This is a genomic window from Arthrobacter sp. R3-55, assembly GCF_054161505.1.
In genome coordinates this window covers 930766-948597 of sequence record NZ_CP096423.1, presented here as the reverse complement: position 1 = coordinate 948597, position 17832 = coordinate 930766, and the positions used below count along the sequence as shown (strand labels likewise).

Sequence of the window (17832 nt, the reverse complement as noted above, 5' to 3'; positions counted from 1 at the left end):
TTGATCCTTACGGACCAATCCGGGGCGCGGTTGTTGTTGCCGGGCGAAGCTAGCTGATGGCTGACTTCATTTCGTCCACGGCCTTCTTGCCTGCTTCTTCCGCCGAGAGCCTGTTGAACATGACCTCGGAGGTGTAGCGCTTGATGATTTCCTGGATGGCACCGGCGCCCTTCGGCGGAGCTGCCGGAGCCTCCCCAAGCTCTTCCTTGATGGCGCCGATGAAGTCCACCACCTTCACGTCTGCCTTGGCCAGCTTGGGAGCAATTGCCTCGCGGACCTCCGAGTTGGGGTAGACGCCGCGGTCCGCAAGGAGGACCTCGCCGGCCTTGACGTTGTTAGCGAGGAAGTTGATGAACTTGGCCGCCTCTTCAGGGTGCTTGGTCCGGGAGGAAGCGGACCAGAACTGCGAGGCTTTGTACCAGAGCCCGGCGTCTTCAGCCTTGCCGGTCTTGGACGGGAAGCGGAGGATCTGCAACTCGCCGCCGGCAGCCTTCTCAAGAGCCGGAAGCTGGTTGGACCACCAGAAGGCCATGCCGTTCTTGCCGGTGGCCAGACCACTCTGATCCAGCGGGGCAGCTTCAGCTTCGACGATTTCCGAGGCCGTGGGCACTGCCTTGTTCTCGCTCATCTGCTTCAGGAATTCCCAGTAGCCCTTGATGTCCGAGGGCTCGAAGCCAAGCTTGCCGTCCTGCGTGTACAGCGACTTGCCGTTCTGTCGCAGCCATACACCAAGGGAGGCTTCATCCGTTCCGTATGCAGCCGCACCGTAGGTTCCCTTCGGGGACTTGGCCGTAACCTCGGCCGCGATGCGTTCGAAGTCTTCCCATGTCCAGGTCTTGTCGTCAGGAAGCGGTACGCCCGCGGCCTGGAAGACCGCCGGGTTGGCGAGGATGGTGGCGGCGTTGATGCCCGCCGCGATGCCGGTGAGCCCGTCCTCGCCCTTGCCGGCGTTCAACGCGGCTTCATCGAGCTTGGAGGTGTCGATGTCGTGCTTGGAAAGGTCCAGCAGAGCGCCACGGCTGGAGTATTCGGTGATGTACTTTTCGTCCATCTGAATGATGTCCGGGGCGTCGTTGGCGGCAACCTGGGTGGCCAGTTTGTCCCAGTAGCCACTCCAGTCGCCATACTCCGGCTTGATCTTGATGTTGGGGTTTTCCGCTTCAAAGGCGGCAATTGCTTCCTGCGTCAGTTGTGCACGCTTGTCCCCGCCCCACCATGAGAAGCGAAGCTCCACTTTGCCATCGGCGCTCTTCGCTTCCGATCCGCCGCCGCCACAAGCGGTGAGGGCGAGGACAGCGGCGGCTGTTGCCGCAACGAGGGCGGAGGCACGAAGCCTGCGCTTGGCCTTGGGCGCTGTTACACGGGTTTTCGAGGCAGTTGCGGGGGCGACTGCTTCACCCTTTGGATTTTCCGGCACTGTTGTCTCCGATCTTCTTTGATCTCGATGCGAATGTGAGAAAGCGTTTTCCCGTTGGGATTATGATACAAGTCACAATCTTGTATTACAAGAGACGGACTTGTTCTAGTTGTCTTATTTGATGCCGGTGGTGGCGATGCCCTTGATGAGGAAGCGCTGCCCGAACAGGAACACCAGGAAGACGGGGAGCAGGGACACAATGGACATCGCGAAGAGGGATCCCCAGCTGGTTGCCGACTGCGAATCAACGAAAGCCCGGAGTGCCACGGGGACAGTGAACATGTCCGGATCCGTGAGGTAGATCAAGGCGCCGAAGAAGTCGTTCCACGTCCAGATGAACGTGAAGATAGTGGTGGTGGCCAAGGCCGGAACCATCAGGGGCAGGATGACGCGGAGGAAGATCCTGGGGTGGCCGGCGCCATCGATGCGCGCTGCTTCATCGAGGTCCTTGGGAATACCACGGATGAACTGGACCATCAGGAACACGAAGAATGCGTCGGTGGCCAGGAGCTTGGGCACAATCAGCGGCCAGAAGGTGTTCACCCAGCCGATCTGCGAGAACAGGATGTACTGCGGCACGATCACCACGTGGAACGGAAGCATGATGGTCAGCAGCATGATGCCGAAGAAGATCTTCTTGCCGGTGAACTGCAGGCGGGCGAACGCGTAGGCAGCCATGGAGCAGGAGATCAGGTTGCCAAGGATGGAGCCAAGAACCACGATCGCCGAGTTGACCATGTAGTGCCCGAACGGGTGCGTCAGCGCGGACCAGCCATCGGTGTAGTTGCTCATCTCCAGGTTTTCCAGCCACAGGCCGGGTTCGCGGAAGATGAGGTCGTTGGGCCGCAGGGAGGAAACCACCATCCACAGCAGCGGGTAGATCATCACACCGCCCACAATGATCAGGATGGCGTGCTTGACCAGGCCCTTAATGCGGGCGCTGCGGCTGAAAGCGAGGCTGCCACGGGACTCGCGGCGGCGCGGGCCCTTGCCGGACTTGCCGGCGTTGGCGTCGTCGGAAGAGGCTGCGGGGAGGGTCTGGAGTTTAGTCATCGTAGAACACCCAATACTTTGAAGCGATGAAGTTGATGGCGGTGAAGGCACCGATGATGACCAGCAGGAACCAGGCCATCGCTGAGGCGTAACCCATATCGAACTGGCCGAAGCCCTTTTGGTACAGGTACAGGGTGAAGAACATGGTGGAGTCCGACGGGCCGCCGTTGCCGCCCGAGACGATGAACGCCTGGGTGAAGGATTGGAACGAACCGATGATCTGCAGGACCAGGTTGAAGAAGATGATGGGGCTCAGCATCGGCAGGGTGATCCGCCAGAACTTCTGAAGTGTGGTGGCGCCGTCAACTTCGGCAGCTTCGTAGTACATGGTGGGGATCTGGCGCAGGCCGGCCAGGAAGATGATCATGGGGCTGCCGAACGTCCACACGTGGAGCAGGATGATGGAGCCAAGCGCAGTGTTGGGGTCCGAGATCCAGCCCGGGCCCTCTATGCCTACCATCGCCAGAACCTGGTTGACCAGGCCAGTGGTGCCGAAGATCTGCTTCCACAGGATAGCCACTGCAACGGAGCCACCCAGCAGGGACGGCAAGTAGAAGATGGACCGGTAGAACGGAAGTCCGCGGAGACCCTTGTCCAGGACCAGGGCAATTATCAGCGCCACCGCCAGCTGCAGCGGGACACCTACCAGGACGTACGTGAAGGTCACACCCAGGGAGTTGTGGAGCCTGGCGTCGCCGAACATGCGGACGAAGTTATCCAAGCCCACCCATTCCGGGGGCTGCAGGAGGTTGTAGTCCGTAAAGGACAGGTACAACGACATCATCATGGGGCCCACGGTGATGGCGAGAAGGCCAATCAGCCAGGGAAGGAGGAAGATGTACGCGGCCTTGTTGTCGCGGCCGTTGGCCTTCTTCTCTTCCTTGGTCATGGGGCCCTTGCGGCGGGTCATCGTTGAGAGTTCGCCTATGGCGCTCATCGCTTCCCCCTCGCCGGCCCGCGAACGCCTTGCGGCGTCCCCGTGTGTAGTACAGCGGCCATGTGGTCTCCTTTGGTCATCGTGGCCATCCACGGACTTCGAGTCTGGTTGGTGCTTGCCTTCCGGGGAGCGCCCATCTTCCGGCACTTCCCCTGAGGGACCAGGATTTGGGTCCTGGGCTTCAGCGGCTCCGTACCAAAGTAAACGTTTTCTTGACCCATGTACAGCCTTTTGCTAATTTTTGAGAAAGCGTTTTCTGATGAAGCTGCTGAATCCGATTTCGCCACGCTGAAGACGCCCGGCGTGCGCCCCGCACACCCTTGACGCATCAATAAGGCAGGACACTATTGTTCCCCACCGACTGCGACTGCCATGAGCGCGGCTGACATGGCAGAGACGCCCATTCGTCCCAGCGCACTGGCGCGCTACGAAGACTGGCCGGACTATGCCGTGCGCCATCGCTTCGAAGCGGCTTCTCCGGCCGCGCAACAACTGGCTGACACACTTGGCGTTCCTTCCGTAACACCGGATCTTGAGTACACAGTGCACTGGGAAGCCGATCGTGACGGCGTCACCACCTCACATTTGTCATGGCAGCCGGGATTCGGCCCCAGGACATCGGCGTGGTTCGTGCGGCCCGCCGGCGAAACCGCTCCGCTTCCCGGCATTCTGGCCCTGCACTGCCATGGTGGAGTCAAATCCCACGGAGCGGCACGGCTTGTGTCCCTTCCGGACAAGGAACAGGATCACGACGGCGGCACCTCCACCGCAGCCGGCTCCAGCAGGACGATGCTCCCCTTTGGCCCGATCCCGGCCGAGGTACGGCAAAGGCTCTACGGCGGCCGGGCACTGGCCACCTGGATGGCGCAGCAGGGGTTCGCAGTACTGGCCCACGACACCTTCATGTGGGGAAGCCGCGGCTTTGGGCTGGACACCCCGCCCTGGCGCACCGCCGCCGCCGTCAACGGACGGCAGGCACTCTGGCGGGAGGCCGGCGTCGAACCTTCCCCGGCGGAACTTTACGACGCCGCGGCAGCTGCCCACGAGGAAACGGTGGCCAAGGCCGCCACGCTGCTGGGCAGCAGCGTGGCCGGAACCGTGGCGCATGACGACCTCGCCGCGCTGGGCATCCTTTCAACGCTCCCCGGCGTGGACTCCGGACGGCTCGGCTGCCTCGGGTTCTCCGGCGGTGGCGGGCGCGCCATGGTCCTCGCAGCCCTCAGCCCCCTGATCCGCAGCTATGTGGTGACGTGCATGATGACCACCTTCGATTCCCTGCTGCCCGCCTACCTCGACGCCCATTCCTGGTTGCTTCACGCCCCCGGCCTCGCCAGGCTGGGCGACTGGCCGGACCTTGCCGTCCGCTCCGCCGCCGAAAAGGTCCTGGTCCAATACGGGCTGGCTGACCCGCTGTTCCCGGAACAGGGCATGCGTGAGGCCCACCGGCATCTGACCGAGCGCATGCCCACCCGCTACACCGGCAGTTTGTGGCAGGAACCCCACGTCTTCACCCGGGCCATGCAGGAGGAGGCCGCAGCATTCCTCGCCGCGGCACTGCGGCCCAGCCAACCCGGCCCTTCCCCGACACCTGACCTCGCTAGGACAGACTCATGACTCAGCCCTTAACCGCCACCACTGCGGAGGTACACCCGCGGCTCCCCCGTGTTGCCCTGGTGGGTGTCCACGGCTTCGGCGAACGGCACCTCGCCAATCTGGATCGCTTGGCTGCTGCCGGCAGGCTGGACCTGGTGGCTGTGGCCGATCCCCGCCCGCCCGCCGAAGGGAAACTGGCCCCCGGCGTGGAGGTCTTCCCCTCCCTGGACGATCTCCTGGCGGCAGGAAGCGCACCGGACGTCGTCATCATTTCCACGCCAATCCAGACGCACGCACCGCTGGCCCTTGCTGCCCTCAAAGCCGGGGCACACGTGTATCTGGAAAAGCCGCCCGTAGCGTCCATGGCGCAATACGAGGACGTCATGGCCGCGGCTGCGAGCGCCGGCCGCCTGGTTCAAGTGGGATTCCAGAGCTTGGGGTCCCAGGCCCTGCCCGCAATAGACGCCTTGGTGGCCGGCGGCGAAATAGGTGAAGTCCGCGGCATCAGCGCCACAGGTCTGTGGCTACGGAGCAAGGCGTACTTCAAACGCTCGCGATGGGCCGGCAAGCGAAGCCTCAACGGCACCGATGTGGTGGACGGCGTGGTCACCAACGCCTTGGCGCACGCCGTGGCTACCGGGCTGCGGCTTGCCGGCGCCCGGACGGTCTCCGACGTTGCCTCGGTGGAGACGGACCTTTACCGGGCCAATGACACCGAAAGCGACGATACCTCCGTGGTGCGGGTCCGGATTGTCGGTGATACCGGGTTTGCGGGCAATACCGTGCTGACGTGCGCACTGACGCTGTGTGCACCGGTCCAATCCGCGCCGACGGTGACCGTCCATGGGACGCTCGGGCAACTGACGCTCTCCTACACGGAAGACCGCCTGGAAATCAGCTCCCTGCAGGGCACCCGCGTGGAGACGTTCGGCCGCATCGACCTGCTGGAGAATTTGCTCACCGCCCGGACGGAAGAAGATCTCCTCAGCCCCCTTGGCGGGGTGGGGGCCTATGTCGCGGTGTTTGAAGCCATCCGCACGGCCGATGCGCCCCGGAAAATCCACCCCGACTTCGTCACTTGGGAAGGCGAGGGCGACGACGCCCACCCCGTGGTCCACGGCATCGAATCGCTGATCCGCCGGGCAGCCCTGGGCCAGAATACGTTCGCTGAGCTCCGAGCGCCGTGGACGGCATCCAGCGGACCCGCGCTGGACACTCTGGACATCAGCGGCACGCCGGTGGCTACCCTGCAATCCGGATCCCATATCCGGCCCACGTCCTCCCCGCGCCCCTACCTCCACCCTGTTCGAACCCTTGCGGGAACTGTGGTTACCGATCACGTCCCCGAGGACCACGTGTGGCATCTGGGAGCAGGCGTTGCCCTCCAGGACGTGAACGGCATCAATTTCTGGGGCGGCCGGACCTACACCCGGGATGCCGGCGCCTACGTTTGGCGCAAGGACCACGGCCGCATCGTCACCGAATCGGCGGAGCACGTTGACGGAGAACGGCACGAACAGCTGAGCTGGCTCGGCCCGGACGGAACACCGGTACTGCGCGAACAGCGGAAGTGGCGCTGGGCCGCCGTCGGGCCTTCAGCGTGGAAGCTGACGTTGGATTTCACGCTGGAATCAGCCACGGGACATCCGGTTCTGCTGGGCAGCCCCGGCTCCAACGGGCGGCCCCAAGGCGGGTACGGGGGTTTCTTTTGGCGGCTCCCGAAGGTGGGCGACGCCACCATCTGGACACCCGAGGCACGTGGCGAGGACGCCGTGCACGGCAGCGCCGCGCCGTGGCTGGCTTGGTCCGGAACGTTCGACGCCGGAACCGCCGACCCGACCCATGTCACCGGAGATCCCGGGCTGGGCCACCCGGCCACCCTGGTGTTCCTGGCCTCACCGCAGGCGCCTGACCCGTGGTTTGTTCGGCATTCGGGTTACCCGGGCGTCGGCCTTTCGCTGGCTTGGGACGCACCGGTGAGAACAGAACCTGGCCGCCCGGTTCATAGGACCGTCACCGTCCTCATCACGGATGGCTTCCTGGCAACACAAGATATTGAACGACTCATCTCAACTTTGGGGGAACCGGCATGACCACGCCTACTCAATCCACGCCCTTGGCAGGGCAGACACCTACGCAGGCATCGAGGCCGGCGAGCGTCTCCGCAACCAACGGCCGCACCGCCCCCGGCCCAACGGCGCCCGGCCTTACCGTGCCCGGCCGTACGGCACCGGGCCAAACGGCGCCCGGCAACGTAGCCGACCGCGCGGTCAAGCGCCGGCGCGTGCTGGACATCCTGGACGCCGCAGGCCGCGATTCGCTGTTGCTCACCTCCAACACGGCCCTCACCTGGTACCTGGACGGGAGCCGCGTGCACATCAGCCTGGCGGGCGACCCCATCGCTGCCCTGCTGGTGGACCGTTCCGGCGACCACCTGGTCACGTTCAACAACGAGGCAGGCCGGATCGCCGCAGAGGAGTTGCCGGAGGGCGTCAGCCTGGACACCGTTCCGTGGCATGGCCAACTGCATGCCGTCGCAGCCGGGCTGGCTGTTGATGGTGACCCGCTGGTGGAAGCAGCCGTCACCACGGAACTGCGTGCCGCCCGCCAACAACTCCTCCCGGCCGAAACGGCCCGCTACGCGGAATTGTCTGCCGACGCCGCGGCCGCCATGACGGACGTCCTCACAGCCGTCAGCCCGGAAGCCACGGAGTTCCAGCTCGTCTCGGAGCTTGCCGCGAGGATCGTGGCCGTCGGCGCCGAGCCGCTGGTCCTGCTGTGCAACGGCGCTTCCCGGAGCGACTTCCGGCATCCGTTGGCCACGCACTCCCCCATCGGCCGCCGTGCCATGGCAGTGGTGTGCGCCCGCCGGAACGGACTGGTTGCCAACCTCACCCGCTGGGTGGCATTCGACGCCGGAACTCCCCAGGAACTCGACGCCGAGGCCAGCATCGCCGCCGTCGAGGCCGACATCTTCAAGGCCACGGTGCCCGGGGCCCGGCTCAACACCGTCTTCACCGAGATTCAGCAGGCCTACGCCCGGCACGGCTTCGGCGAAGACCAGTGGACGCTGCACCACCAGGGCGGGCCGGCCGGTTATGCTGGCCGCGATCCCCGCGTCACCGCCGATGTTCGGGACACTATTGTGCTGAACCAGCCCTTCACATGGAATCCCTCCGGGCCCGGTGTGAAGATCGAGGACACGGTGTTGCTCACGGAATCCGGCCTGCGGATCCTGACCACTGACGACCGTTGGCCGACCACCCAAGTGGAGGGCCGCCGTCGTCCGCTGACGCTGCGTCCCTGACACCTGGCTCCCCACACGAAAGGGGCGGGATCACCGTGATGGTGGCCCCGCCCCTTTTCGTCTGGGGTTAGCTGAGGGTCAGAACGCCGTCCACGCGGCGGGGGATGCCCAGCGGGTTGGCGTCGTGCAGCGCCGGGTGCAGGACTGTTTCGGGAGCATCCTGGTAAGCCACCGGACGCTGGAATCGGCGGACCGCGGTGGCCCCCACGGAAGTGAACAGGGACGTCGTGGCCGGGTACGGGCCACCATGCTGCTGCGCCCAGTTCACGGCTACACCTGTGGGCCAGCCGTCGAAAAGAACCCTTCCGGCGAGGCCGCTGAGCTGCTCGACAAGAGCGGAAACGTCCTCGCCCGGCTGTGCGTGCACCGTGCCGGTCAGGCTGCCCGGGACCTTGGCCAGGGCTGCGGACAGTTCGTCCTGGTTGGCATACTCGATCAGCAGCGTGGTGGGGCCGAAGCACTCCTCCAACAACTCTTCCGGGCGCTCCAGCACGTTGGCTGCACTGGTGGAGAAGACCACGGGCGCGGCGCCGTCGGCCAGGCTGTCCTGCTGCACTGTACCGCTGACGACGGCGACACCCGGCTGGTCAGCGACGTTCCGCAGTCCGTCCGGGTAGGCCTCGGCGATTCGCTCGGTGAGCATGGCAGCGGTGGGCTTGTCCTTGCTGGCCTCCGCCAGATGCGAGGCGAAGTCAGTACCGGCAGGGATGAACACGAGCCCCGGCTTGGTGCAGAACTGGCCCGCCCCCATGGTGAACGAGCCTGCCAGCCCTGCGGCGAGCTGCTGCCCGCGTTCGGCGAGTGCGTCTGCCGTGATGACTACCGGGTTCAGGCTGCCCAGCTCGCCGTAGAAGGGAATCGGTTCCGGCCGGGAAGATGCGAGATCAAACAGTGCGCGTCCACCGGGAATGGAACCGGTGAAGCCGACGGCCTTGATGGCCGGGTCCTGAACCAATGCTGTGCCTGCCTCGCGGCCACTGACCAGGGCGAAGATCCCTTCCGGGGCCCCTGCCTTGGCCAGGGCTTCGCTGACAATCTCAGCGGTCCGCTCGGAGAGGCGAAGGTGGCCCGAGTGCGCTTTGACGATCACCGGGCAACCCACAGCCAGTGCGGACGCGGTGTCACCGCCGGCCACGGAGAAAGCGAACGGGAAGTTCGACGCCGAGAACACCGCCACCGGGCCGATGGGACGAAGGATTCGGCGCAGGTCGGGCTTGGGCGGGGTGGATGACGGGTCAGCGTGATCAATGACCGCCTCCAGGTACGAGCCCTCGGTGATCACGTTGGCGAACAACCTCAGCTGCCCACTGGTCCGTGCCACCTCGCCCGTGAGCCGGACCGTGCCCAAGCTCGTCTCGGAATCGGCGATCGCCACCAGCTCAGTGACGTTGGCGTCCAAGGCATCGGCGACGGCGGTCAGCCAGGCGGCGCGCTCGGCGTCGGACGCTGTTGCGGTCACCTTTGCTGCTTCCGTGGCTGCTGCAGTGATGGCTGTCAGGTCAAGAGTTGCTGTACTCAATGCGGTTTCCTTTACTGTCGGGGGCTGCGCTTGCAGGGGCGGGCTGGTTGACGGTGAACTCGAAGCCAAGTCCCGGGCGGCCTGTGCTGCTGAGCCTGCTTCTGCCAGTGCTGTTGCTGATCTTCACAGGTGAGGGCCCGGCCAGGATGCCGAGTTGTTCGAAGGAAGCGTCTTCCACGTCCTCCACGCTCACGGCGTCGGCCAGGGTGAGCGCCAGCTGACCGGAGAGTTCCGGGAGCAGGTGCGGCGCCACCCTGATGCTGTTGGCACGGGCCAACTCAACGATCCTGCGGAACGGGGTAATGCCGCCCACGCGGACGATGTTGGGCTGGATGATGTCCACAGCTTCAGCTTCGATGAAGTCGCGGAAACGGTAGATGGTGTGGACATTCTCACCCAAGGCAATGGGCACGGGCGAGTGCTTTCGCAAGCGCCGGTAGGCCCAGAGGTCATCGGCGCGGATGGGTTCTTCAAGCCACTCCAGTCCGTACTCCCCCAAAACATCCAAGGCACGGAAGGTGTGGGCGAGGTCCCAACGCTGGTTGGCGTCGATCATGAGCAGCCGGTCCGGGCCAATGACCGCACGGACGGCTGCAACCCTTTCGGCGTCTTCCCGGAGCTCCGGCTTGCCCACCTTGATCTTCACGGCGTTATGCCCGGCAGCAACCCATCGCTGCGCCTGCTCCACAAGCTGCTCCAGGGAGTAGTGCAGGTTGACGCCGGAGCCGTACACCTCAACGGACTGGTGCCGCTGCCCAAGAAGTCCTGTGACAGAGGTACAGGCCTGCCGGGCTTTCAGGTCCCACAGGGCCAGGTCCACACCAGCCATCGCGATGGTGGTCAGGCCTCCCCCGCCGGCTTCATGCAGCCGATTCCACAACTGGTCCCAGACAATCTCAGGGTTGGCTTCCAGCCCCACGATGAAGGGTGCAATATCGTAATCCAGGAGGGCTTTGACCGCCTGGGGACCAATGGTGGGTGTCCACGAGAAACCGTGGCCCGTGCCGCCGTCGTCCGTGCTCAGTTCGGTGACTATTACATGGTTCTCAGGCGCCTCGGCACCCCAGCTGCGCAGCAGCGGGACCGTGATCAACCGGGTGGTGAGGCCCGTAATGCGGGCCTGCATCAGCTGCCGGCCAACTCGTGGCCCTTGGCCAGGATGGACTTGAGCTCCAGCAGCTGCTCCTCGGAAGGATCCACCAGGGGCGGACGAACCGAGCCAACCGGGAGCCCGGCAAGGCGGAGGCCGGCCTTGATCAGCGAGACACCGAACCCGGGAGTCTGGTCGCGGAGACGGACGAGCGGAGCGTAGAAACCCTCCAGCAAAGCGTGGCGGCGGTCCTCGTCACCGGACATGTAGGCGTCGTAGTAAGCCTTGGCGATTTCCGGGGCCATGGCGAATGCAGCCGAGGAGTACAGGGGGATGCCAAGGCCACGGTAGGCGCCCTGCGTCAGTTCGGCCGTCAGCAGGCCGTTGAACAGCGCAAAGTCGGTACGTCCGCTGGCGTTGATCGCGGAGACGATTTCCTGGGCCAGGCCGACGTCGCCGATTCCGTCCTTGAAGCCAACCACCTTCGGGTTGGCGGTGAGGCGGGTGATGGCCTCGGCCGTGAACTTTGCCGTGCCGCGGTGGTAAACGATCACCGGCAAGCTGCTCGCGGCGGCGATGGCCTCCACATAAGCCACCACACCATCGGTGGGGCCGGTCACCAGATACGGCGGAAGCACCAGGAGGGCGTCCGCGCCGGCTTCCTCAGCCACCTTCGCGGCGGCAATGGCGTGGCCCAGCGGTCCGCCGGCACCGGAGACCACCGGCACGGCCCCTGCAACAGCCTCGACGGCGGCAGTCACCACGGTGCGGATCTCCTCAAGTGAGAGCGCATGAAATTCGCCTGTGCCGCACGCGGGGAAAACGCCGCCGGGGCCGAACGGCAGACGGGAGGTGATGTGTTCCTTGAGCAGTGCTACATCTACCGTGCCGTCCTCGGCGAAGGGAGTGACGGGGAAGAACAGTACGCCGTCGAAGTTCATGGTGTCTCCTTGGTTGCTCCCGCCGGGACCAGGCCGGCGGGGTTCTCGTCGTTGAGTGCTGCCTGATTTAGTGTTGCGCCGTTCAGTGCTGCGCCGTTCGGCGCTGCGCCGTTCAGTGCGGCTTGTTCGTTCAGTGCTGCTTGTTCGCTTGCCGCTGTGTCGGCCCCTTCATACGGCGGGGTGAGTTCGGTGCGCCAGGACCGCTTCGGTTCCCAACCGAGAAGCTCACGGGCTTTGTCGATGGAGAAGGCCGGGCTGGTTCCGGTGAGGTGCTCGGTGAGGGGTCCGCTGCCCGGCAGGAAGCGGGGGAACAATTCCGAGAGCGGCGCGGTAGCCAAAGCATCTTTCGCGCCCACAAAGAAGACCTGGCCGTTGGGAATGCTGTCCATCTTCTCCAGCAGCACATCCAGGAAGTCAGCCACATCCCGGGCATCTACGTAGTTGAACAGAGCCGGCGCGGACAACGCGGGATCATCCAGGCGTTCCCGGATGGTGTGGCCTTGCTGCGTCAGGGCCCCTTCCCACTCCTCCGGGGAGAGAACGTAGCACGGGCGGAAGGCCGCGTACCGGATCCTGTCGCCCTGGGCTGCGGCGAACATCTGCACTGTCTGCTCGGCAATCAGCTTGGACAAGGCGTAAGCGTTCCACGGCTCGGGCGGCGTCTGCTCATCCAAGGGGAACGACGGCGGCAGCCACCCGGCCGGTGAGCCATAGCCCAGGGCGGTGGGGCTGGACGCCGTCACGATCTTCGGCACACCCGCGTCGGTGGCGGCACTGACCACCGCGTAGGCGAGCCGGGTGTTCGTGCTGAAAATGACATCCTCGGGTGCGCTGAAAGGTACGGCAATAGCGGCGAGGTGAATGACGGCGTCGGGCGCTGTTTCCCGGATGAGCCGCTCCGCTTCCCCGGGTGCCAGGAGATCAGCGGTGTGCTGTTCGGCTCCGGCGGGCAACTGCTCAGCGGGGATGGCGTCCCGGTCCACCGAGATCACCTTGTGGCCGGCGTCCGCCAGCCCGGCAACAACGCTGCGCCCCAGCCGACCGGAACCTCCGGTGACAAAAATCCTGCTCATGGTGTGTTCCTTGCTTGGTAGTGAACGGGTCAGGACTGGCTGCGGCTGAGATCGGCGCCGAGGCCAAGTTCGCTGATCCGGACCGGGAGGTCGGTATCCAGGGACTGGTTGCCGGCAATTCCCACCGAGACGGAACGGAGTCCGTCGATGTAGCCGGACGGCCGGCCCAGCGGATCAATGCCGGGGCCGTTGAAGAGGTCCGAGAGCAGGAGGTTGTCGCCGCCGCCGTGGCCGCCCTCGCCGTTGACGATCGGGACTTCGTAGGCTGCTTCCCAGTGCCGCTGGACCACCAGGCGCTCGCCGTTCCGGCGCACGGCGTCATCTTCCTCGATGGGTGTGGCGCTGGGGTCAACCACGGTCTTTTTATCGGTGGAAGACTCGACGGCGGCACGCTCCACCACTTCGAGTTCAGCACGGCCTTCGGTGCCGTTGACGGTCACGCGGTAGCCCTCCCACGGGCTGTGGGCGTTCAGCGAGTAGCTCAGCGTCGGGCCACCCTGGTAGTCCACTACGAGGGCCAGGTTGTCCTCGATGGTGATGCCCTCGGTGAAAACGTCCTGGTCGCGGATGTAGCCGTCGAACTTTTCGTTGTCGTAGTACAGGGCCTTCAGGCGCTCGTCGTCGCGCATGTCCAAGCGGAAGGGATCGTGCCCCAGGCCGTCAACGGTGCCGCGCTCGGGGCGGGCTCCCAGGCCACGCTCGGCAGCGTTCTTGTCACCGTAGAAGCGCAGGCCGCCGGAGGCGAAAACGCGCTCTGGAACATCGTTGATCCACCAGTTGACCAGGTCGAAGTGGTGGGAAGCCTTGTGGATGAGCAGGCCTCCGGAGTTCTTCTTTTCGCGGTGCCAGCGGCGGAAGTAGTCGGCGCCGTGCACGGTGTCCAGGACCCAGCTGAAGTCGATGGACGTGACCTTGCCGATCACACCGTTCTGGATGACTTCCTTCAACGCAGTGTTGCGCGGCGAGTAGCGGTAGTTGAAGGTCACCACCACGTTCTTGCCGGTCTTGGCCACGGCTTCGGTAATGCGGCGGCATCCGTCAACGTCAATGGTCAGCGGCTTTTCAACCACGACGTCGGCACCGGCCTCGAGTGCTTCGACGATGTAGTCGGCGTGGGTGTAGTCCGGCGTCGTGACAATGACGCGTTCAATGCCATTGGACTGAATGAAGCTGGTGAGCTGGCCGGGCTCGAAGGATGCCACGGGTTCCGTTCCGCCAAGTTCGCGGATGAGCTCCTGGTAGAAGTCCACCCGGCCCTGGTTGACGTCGGAGAGCGCAATGAGCTCGGCTACGTCCGCGTGCTGCCCGTAGATGGCCCGGATGTACATCTCGGAGCGGCCGCCGGTTCCAATGAGGGCAATGCGGGTCCGCTTGCCGCCTTCGGTCCGGGCTGTGGGCGTGGCCGATGCGGCTGATTCTGTCTGGGTCTCGGCTGAGTCGACGGTGACCATGTGGGATGCCCCTTTCAAAAGGCAGGAGTGAACCGCTTGACGGCCCGGCTTCGTGTGGGAAGAATCATGAGAAAGCGTTTTCTCAGAGCGTTATAAGCTTTGTATCAAGACTCTGGTGGTCACGTCAACCACTGCTCCAACGACGGTGCATACGGGAGACGACCAATGGGAAGGGGCCACATGGCACGCAGGAACACCAACAGGCGCGTCGGGATAGCCGACGTCGCGGAGAAGGCCGGGGTTTCGCACGCCACGGTCTCCCGCGTCATGAACGGTAATGCCGCAGTGGATCCAGGGATCGCAGCGCGGGTCCGGGCAGCCGCCGCTGAATTGAAGTACCAACCCAACCCGGTGGGGCGCAGCCTCGCCCTGGGCAAGACCGACACCATCGGAATAGTTGTCCCGGACCTGGCCAACCCCACGTTCCAGGCCATCCTCCGTGGCCTCAGCATCGCCGCAGCCCAGGACGGATACCGCGTCCTCATCGCAGACTCCTCAGAAGTCACCAGCGAGGAAGCAATCCTGGCGGGGGAAGCCCGGCGTCGTTGTGATGGCGTGGTCCTCTGCGCTCCCCGCATGGCGGACGCCGAACTCGAAGAGCTGGCGCCCACCCTGCATCCCCTGGTACTCATCAACCGGACCACCATCGCCACCAACACCCCGAGCCTGAGCGTGGACTACGGGCAGGGCATCCAGGAACTGGCACAGCATCTGGTCTCCCTGGGACACAGGCGGCTGGTCTTCCTGTCCGGCCCGGAGCACAGCGCCTCCAACCGCCAGCGCCTGGTGGGGTTGGACCAGTTCCGCGCCGAGCACCCGGACATCGATTTGCAGATGCTGCACGGCGGCTCCAATTTCGACTCCGGCCACGAATCCACCGAAGCCATCATCGCCAGTGGCGCCACCGGGGTCCTGGCCTTCAACGACCTCGTGGCCATGGGTCTGCTTAGCGGCCTGCACGAGCGCGGGATCCGGGTTCCGGAGGACATTTCCGTGACGGGTTTTGACGACATCCCCTTCGCCAAATACACCACGCCCCCGTTGACCACGGCAGCCGTGCCCATCAACGAGCTCGGCAGCCTGGCCTGGCGGAGGATGCGGGAGCAGATTCAGCAGGCCGGCGAGACAGCTACCCAGGCACAGGACGAGTTCTCGCCCAGGGTAGAGATCCGCAAGAGCACAGCGGCACCCGCCCTCAAGCCCGCGAGTTGACACTTCACCCCCATGTCTCCCGAAAACATGGGGGTGAGGTGTCAACTGGGCGAGGGGTTTGCGCCCACTCCGGCCTCTTTGTAGAAGCCTTGGATGTGGGCGGCAACAAGCTCAGCTGCCTTGGCGCCGTCGTGGTTGTTTACGGCATCGAGGATGGCACGGTGCTCGGCCCGCAGGCGGGTGGACGTCGCGTTCCAATCGGGGAGGTTTCCAGTGAGCTCACCCGCGTAATTCTCGATCGCGCCCCGGAGCGAGGCCATCATGGCGCTCACCACGGAGTTACCGGCTGCCTGCGCCAGGGCCACATGGAACCGGGCATCGAGGGCCAGGAACGTATCAATATCCGGGGCGGCGTCCATCTGGTCCAGGAGCTCCGCGGCCTCCTCCAGCGCCCGACCACCCACCTGGGCTCGTTCCGCAGCCCAGGATTCCAGCAGGACACGGGTCTCCACGATGTCCGCCACGGGAAGATGGCGCGTTGCCACGTGCAGCCTCAATGTGGAACCCAGCGCAGAGCCGGGCTCGGCGATGACCACGGTCCCGGCGTCCTTGCCCGAACCCACCCCCGCGCGGACCACCCCCATGGCCTCAAGGATCCGGACGGCCTCGCGCACGGATGTCCTGGAAACCTTCAGTTGCTCGGCCATGGCACGTTCACCCGGCAGCCGGCCACCGAGGGCAAGGTCTCCATCGGACAACTGCTTCTCGATCCATTGCAGGACCAACTCGTGGGTACGCATAACGGAATACTAGTTGATGTGGTCCGACCACATGGCCTACAGTGTGGTTAGACCACAGAGGCAGGACCTCAGAATTCAAGGGAGAACCGCATGACCGACACCCTCGACCCCAAGATCACAGCAGCGCCCGCTAATGCCGGGAGCGATCAAAACGTAACCCGCCAGCAGCAGCCGCGCCCCGCCGTCGCGCTCCCGTCCGTGGTGCCTCCGGCACTGAAGCGCCGCGTTCCCAAGGTGTCGGACCTGGCACCGCTGATGCAGTTCAAGAAGCCCGAGTTCAGCAAGACCGCACGGCTCAAGCGCGCCAGCACCATCTGGGAACTCCGCGACATCGCCAAGCGCCGCACCCCGCAGGCACCGTTCGACTACACCGACGGTGCTGCCGAAGAAGAGATCACCCTGCGCCGCGCCCGCCAGGCGTTCCAGGACATCGAATTCCGCCCCGGCATCCTGCGCGACGTCTCCAAGATCGATCTCCGCACGGACATCCTGGGCAAGGAATCACGCCTGCCGTTCGGCATCGCACCTACCGGCTTCACGCGCATGATGCAGTCCGAGGGCGAGTACGCAGGCTCGCAGGCCGCTGAAGCCGCCGGAATTCCTTACACCCTATCCACCATGGGCACCGCGTCCATCGAGGACGTCGCCACTGCCGCTCCCAACGGACGCAACTGGTTCCAGCTCTATCTCTGGACCGACCGCGACCGCTCGCTGGAACTGATCGAACGCGCCGCCAAAGCCGGCAACGACACCCTCATGGTCACCGTGGACACCGCCGTGGCGGGCGCCCGCCTGCGCGACGTCCGCAACGGCATGACCATCCCGCCGGCCCTGACCATCAAGACCGTCCTGGATGCCTCATACCGTCCGGCCTGGTGGTTCAACTTCCTCACCCACGAGCCCCTGACCTTCGCTTCGCTCTCCCGCTACACCGGCACCGTGGCCGACCTCATCAACTCGATGTTCGACCCCACCCTGACTTACGAGGACCTGGACTGGCTCCGCGAAACCTGGAAGGGCAAGCTGGTGGTCAAGGGCATCCAGACCGTTGAAGACGCCCGGCGCGTTGTAGACCACGGCGCCGATGGAATCATCCTGTCCAACCACGGCGGCCGCCAACTGGACCGCGCACCCATCCCGTTCCACCTGCTGCCGGAGGTCACCACGGCACTTAAGGCAGACAACAGCAAGGCCGCGGTCATGCTGGACACGGGTATCATGAGCGGCGCGGACATCGTGGCGGCACTGGCTCTGGGCGCAGACTTTGCGCTGATCGGCCGGGCCTACCTGTACGGCCTCATGGCCGGCGGACGCGAAGGCGTGGACCGCACCATCCAGATCCTGGAGAAGGACATGACCCGGACCATGGCGCTGCTGGGCGTCAGCAAGGTGTCGGACCTGAACCCGGACCACGTGCGGCTGCTCCAGCGCTAAGAGTCGCCATGTAGGTAGCAATAGAGGCCGTTTGAACGCTCAAAACGGCCTCTACTGCTACCCAG

14 protein-coding genes are annotated in these 17832 nt (G+C 64.9%); 5 read left to right on the top strand and 9 right to left on the bottom strand.

Going from position 1 to position 17832, the window contains the following annotated elements; all coding sequences use genetic code 11:
• Nucleotides 1-49: 49 nt before the first annotated feature.
• The 3 genes from M1D51_RS04540 to M1D51_RS04530 form a co-directional block, all read right to left on the bottom strand.
• Nucleotides 50-1417: an ABC transporter substrate-binding protein gene (locus tag M1D51_RS04540; protein ID WP_458108697.1), complete on the bottom strand. Its 1368-nt coding sequence runs from the start codon at nt 1415-1417 to the stop codon at nt 50-52.
• 114 nt (nt 1418-1531) lie between these two features.
• Nucleotides 1532-2470, bottom strand: a complete 939-nt coding sequence (locus M1D51_RS04535; RefSeq protein ID WP_458108696.1) for a carbohydrate ABC transporter permease — start codon at nt 2468-2470, stop codon at nt 1532-1534.
• Nucleotides 2463-3407: a carbohydrate ABC transporter permease gene (locus M1D51_RS04530; protein ID WP_172323639.1), complete on the bottom strand. Its 945-nt coding sequence runs from the start codon at nt 3405-3407 to the stop codon at nt 2463-2465. Before M1D51_RS04530 ends, M1D51_RS04535 begins: the two co-directional genes overlap by 8 nt.
• 372 nt (nt 3408-3779) lie before the next feature.
• Between M1D51_RS04530 and M1D51_RS04525 the strand changes: the two genes are divergently transcribed.
• The 3 genes from M1D51_RS04525 to M1D51_RS04515 are packed head-to-tail and all read left to right on the top strand — an operon-like array spanning nt 3780 to nt 8307.
• Nucleotides 3780-5021, top strand: a complete 1242-nt coding sequence (locus tag M1D51_RS04525) for an acetylesterase (protein ID WP_458108695.1) — start codon at nt 3780-3782, stop codon at nt 5019-5021.
• Nucleotides 5018-7093: a DUF6807 family protein gene (locus tag M1D51_RS04520; protein ID WP_458108694.1), complete on the top strand. Its 2076-nt coding sequence runs from the start codon at nt 5018-5020 to the stop codon at nt 7091-7093. Before M1D51_RS04525 ends, M1D51_RS04520 begins: the two co-directional genes overlap by 4 nt.
• Nucleotides 7090-8307: a M24 family metallopeptidase gene (locus tag M1D51_RS04515; protein WP_458108693.1), complete on the top strand. Its 1218-nt coding sequence runs from the start codon at nt 7090-7092 to the stop codon at nt 8305-8307. Before M1D51_RS04520 ends, M1D51_RS04515 begins: the two co-directional genes overlap by 4 nt.
• 67 nt (nt 8308-8374) lie before the next feature.
• Here the strand turns inward: M1D51_RS04515 and M1D51_RS04510 are convergent, their stop codons facing one another.
• The 5 genes from M1D51_RS04510 to M1D51_RS04490 are packed head-to-tail and all read right to left on the bottom strand — an operon-like array spanning nt 8375 to nt 14381.
• Nucleotides 8375-9826: an aldehyde dehydrogenase (NADP(+)) gene (locus M1D51_RS04510; RefSeq protein ID WP_458108692.1), complete on the bottom strand. Its 1452-nt coding sequence runs from the start codon at nt 9824-9826 to the stop codon at nt 8375-8377.
• Nucleotides 9807-10952, bottom strand: coding sequence for a mandelate racemase/muconate lactonizing enzyme family protein (locus M1D51_RS04505; protein WP_458108691.1), 1146 nt, complete (start codon nt 10950-10952; stop codon nt 9807-9809). The genes M1D51_RS04510 and M1D51_RS04505 overlap by 20 nt, the downstream gene beginning before the upstream one ends.
• Complete coding sequence (locus M1D51_RS04500) at nt 10952-11857, bottom strand: 5-dehydro-4-deoxyglucarate dehydratase (RefSeq protein WP_458108690.1); 906 nt, start codon at nt 11855-11857, stop codon at nt 10952-10954. Before M1D51_RS04500 ends, M1D51_RS04505 begins: the two co-directional genes overlap by 1 nt.
• The gene (locus tag M1D51_RS04495) at nt 11854-12930 is read right to left on the bottom strand and encodes an NAD-dependent epimerase/dehydratase family protein (RefSeq protein ID WP_458108689.1); all 1077 of its coding nucleotides are present in this window, start codon (nt 12928-12930) and stop codon (nt 11854-11856) included. The genes M1D51_RS04500 and M1D51_RS04495 overlap by 4 nt, the downstream gene beginning before the upstream one ends.
• A 29-nt stretch (nt 12931-12959) precedes the next feature.
• On the bottom strand, nt 12960-14381 hold the full coding sequence (locus M1D51_RS04490) for a Gfo/Idh/MocA family protein (RefSeq protein WP_458108688.1): 1422 nt from the start codon (nt 14379-14381) through the stop codon (nt 12960-12962).
• A 180-nt stretch (nt 14382-14561) separates the two neighbouring features.
• Between M1D51_RS04490 and M1D51_RS04485 the strand changes: the two genes are divergently transcribed.
• Nucleotides 14562-15593: a LacI family DNA-binding transcriptional regulator gene (locus M1D51_RS04485; protein ID WP_458108687.1), complete on the top strand. Its 1032-nt coding sequence runs from the start codon at nt 14562-14564 to the stop codon at nt 15591-15593.
• A gap of 41 nt (nt 15594-15634) precedes the next feature.
• On the opposite strand, the gene M1D51_RS04480 is transcribed toward M1D51_RS04485, so the two are convergent.
• Complete coding sequence (locus M1D51_RS04480; RefSeq protein WP_458108686.1) at nt 15635-16333, bottom strand: FadR/GntR family transcriptional regulator; 699 nt, start codon at nt 16331-16333, stop codon at nt 15635-15637.
• A gap of 90 nt (nt 16334-16423) precedes the next feature.
• On the opposite strand from M1D51_RS04480, the gene M1D51_RS04475 reads away from it, so the two are divergent.
• Entirely contained in the window at nt 16424-17767 is a 1344-nt protein-coding gene (locus tag M1D51_RS04475) for an alpha-hydroxy acid oxidase (protein WP_458108685.1), read from the top strand.
• Nucleotides 17768-17832: the final 65 nt, after the last annotated feature.

Bases quoted from the DNA above. Each gene is read 5' to 3' on its own strand.
- M1D51_RS04485 (WP_458108687.1), top strand. From the start codon at position 14,562: ATGGCACGCAGGAACACCAACAGGCGCGTCGGGATAGCCGACGTCGCG.
- M1D51_RS04515 (WP_458108693.1), top strand. From the start codon at position 7,090: ATGACCACGCCTACTCAATCCACGCCCTTGGCAGGGCAGACACCTACG.
- M1D51_RS04475 (WP_458108685.1), top strand. From the start codon at position 16,424: ATGACCGACACCCTCGACCCCAAGATCACAGCAGCGCCCGCTAATGCC.
- M1D51_RS04520 (WP_458108694.1), top strand. From the start codon at position 5,018: ATGACTCAGCCCTTAACCGCCACCACTGCGGAGGTACACCCGCGGCTC.
- M1D51_RS04490 (WP_458108688.1), bottom strand. From the start codon at position 14,381: ATGGTCACCGTCGACTCAGCCGAGACCCAGACAGAATCAGCCGCATCG.
- M1D51_RS04480 (WP_458108686.1), bottom strand. From the start codon at position 16,333: ATGCGTACCCACGAGTTGGTCCTGCAATGGATCGAGAAGCAGTTGTCC.
- M1D51_RS04525 (WP_458108695.1), top strand. From the start codon at position 3,780: ATGAGCGCGGCTGACATGGCAGAGACGCCCATTCGTCCCAGCGCACTG.
- M1D51_RS04500 (WP_458108690.1), bottom strand. From the start codon at position 11,857: ATGAACTTCGACGGCGTACTGTTCTTCCCCGTCACTCCCTTCGCCGAG.
- M1D51_RS04495 (WP_458108689.1), bottom strand. From the start codon at position 12,930: ATGAGCAGGATTTTTGTCACCGGAGGTTCCGGTCGGCTGGGGCGCAGC.
- M1D51_RS04505 (WP_458108691.1), bottom strand. From the start codon at position 10,952: ATGCAGGCCCGCATTACGGGCCTCACCACCCGGTTGATCACGGTCCCG.
- M1D51_RS04530 (WP_172323639.1), bottom strand. From the start codon at position 3,407: ATGAGCGCCATAGGCGAACTCTCAACGATGACCCGCCGCAAGGGCCCC.
- M1D51_RS04535 (WP_458108696.1), bottom strand. From the start codon at position 2,470: ATGACTAAACTCCAGACCCTCCCCGCAGCCTCTTCCGACGACGCCAAC.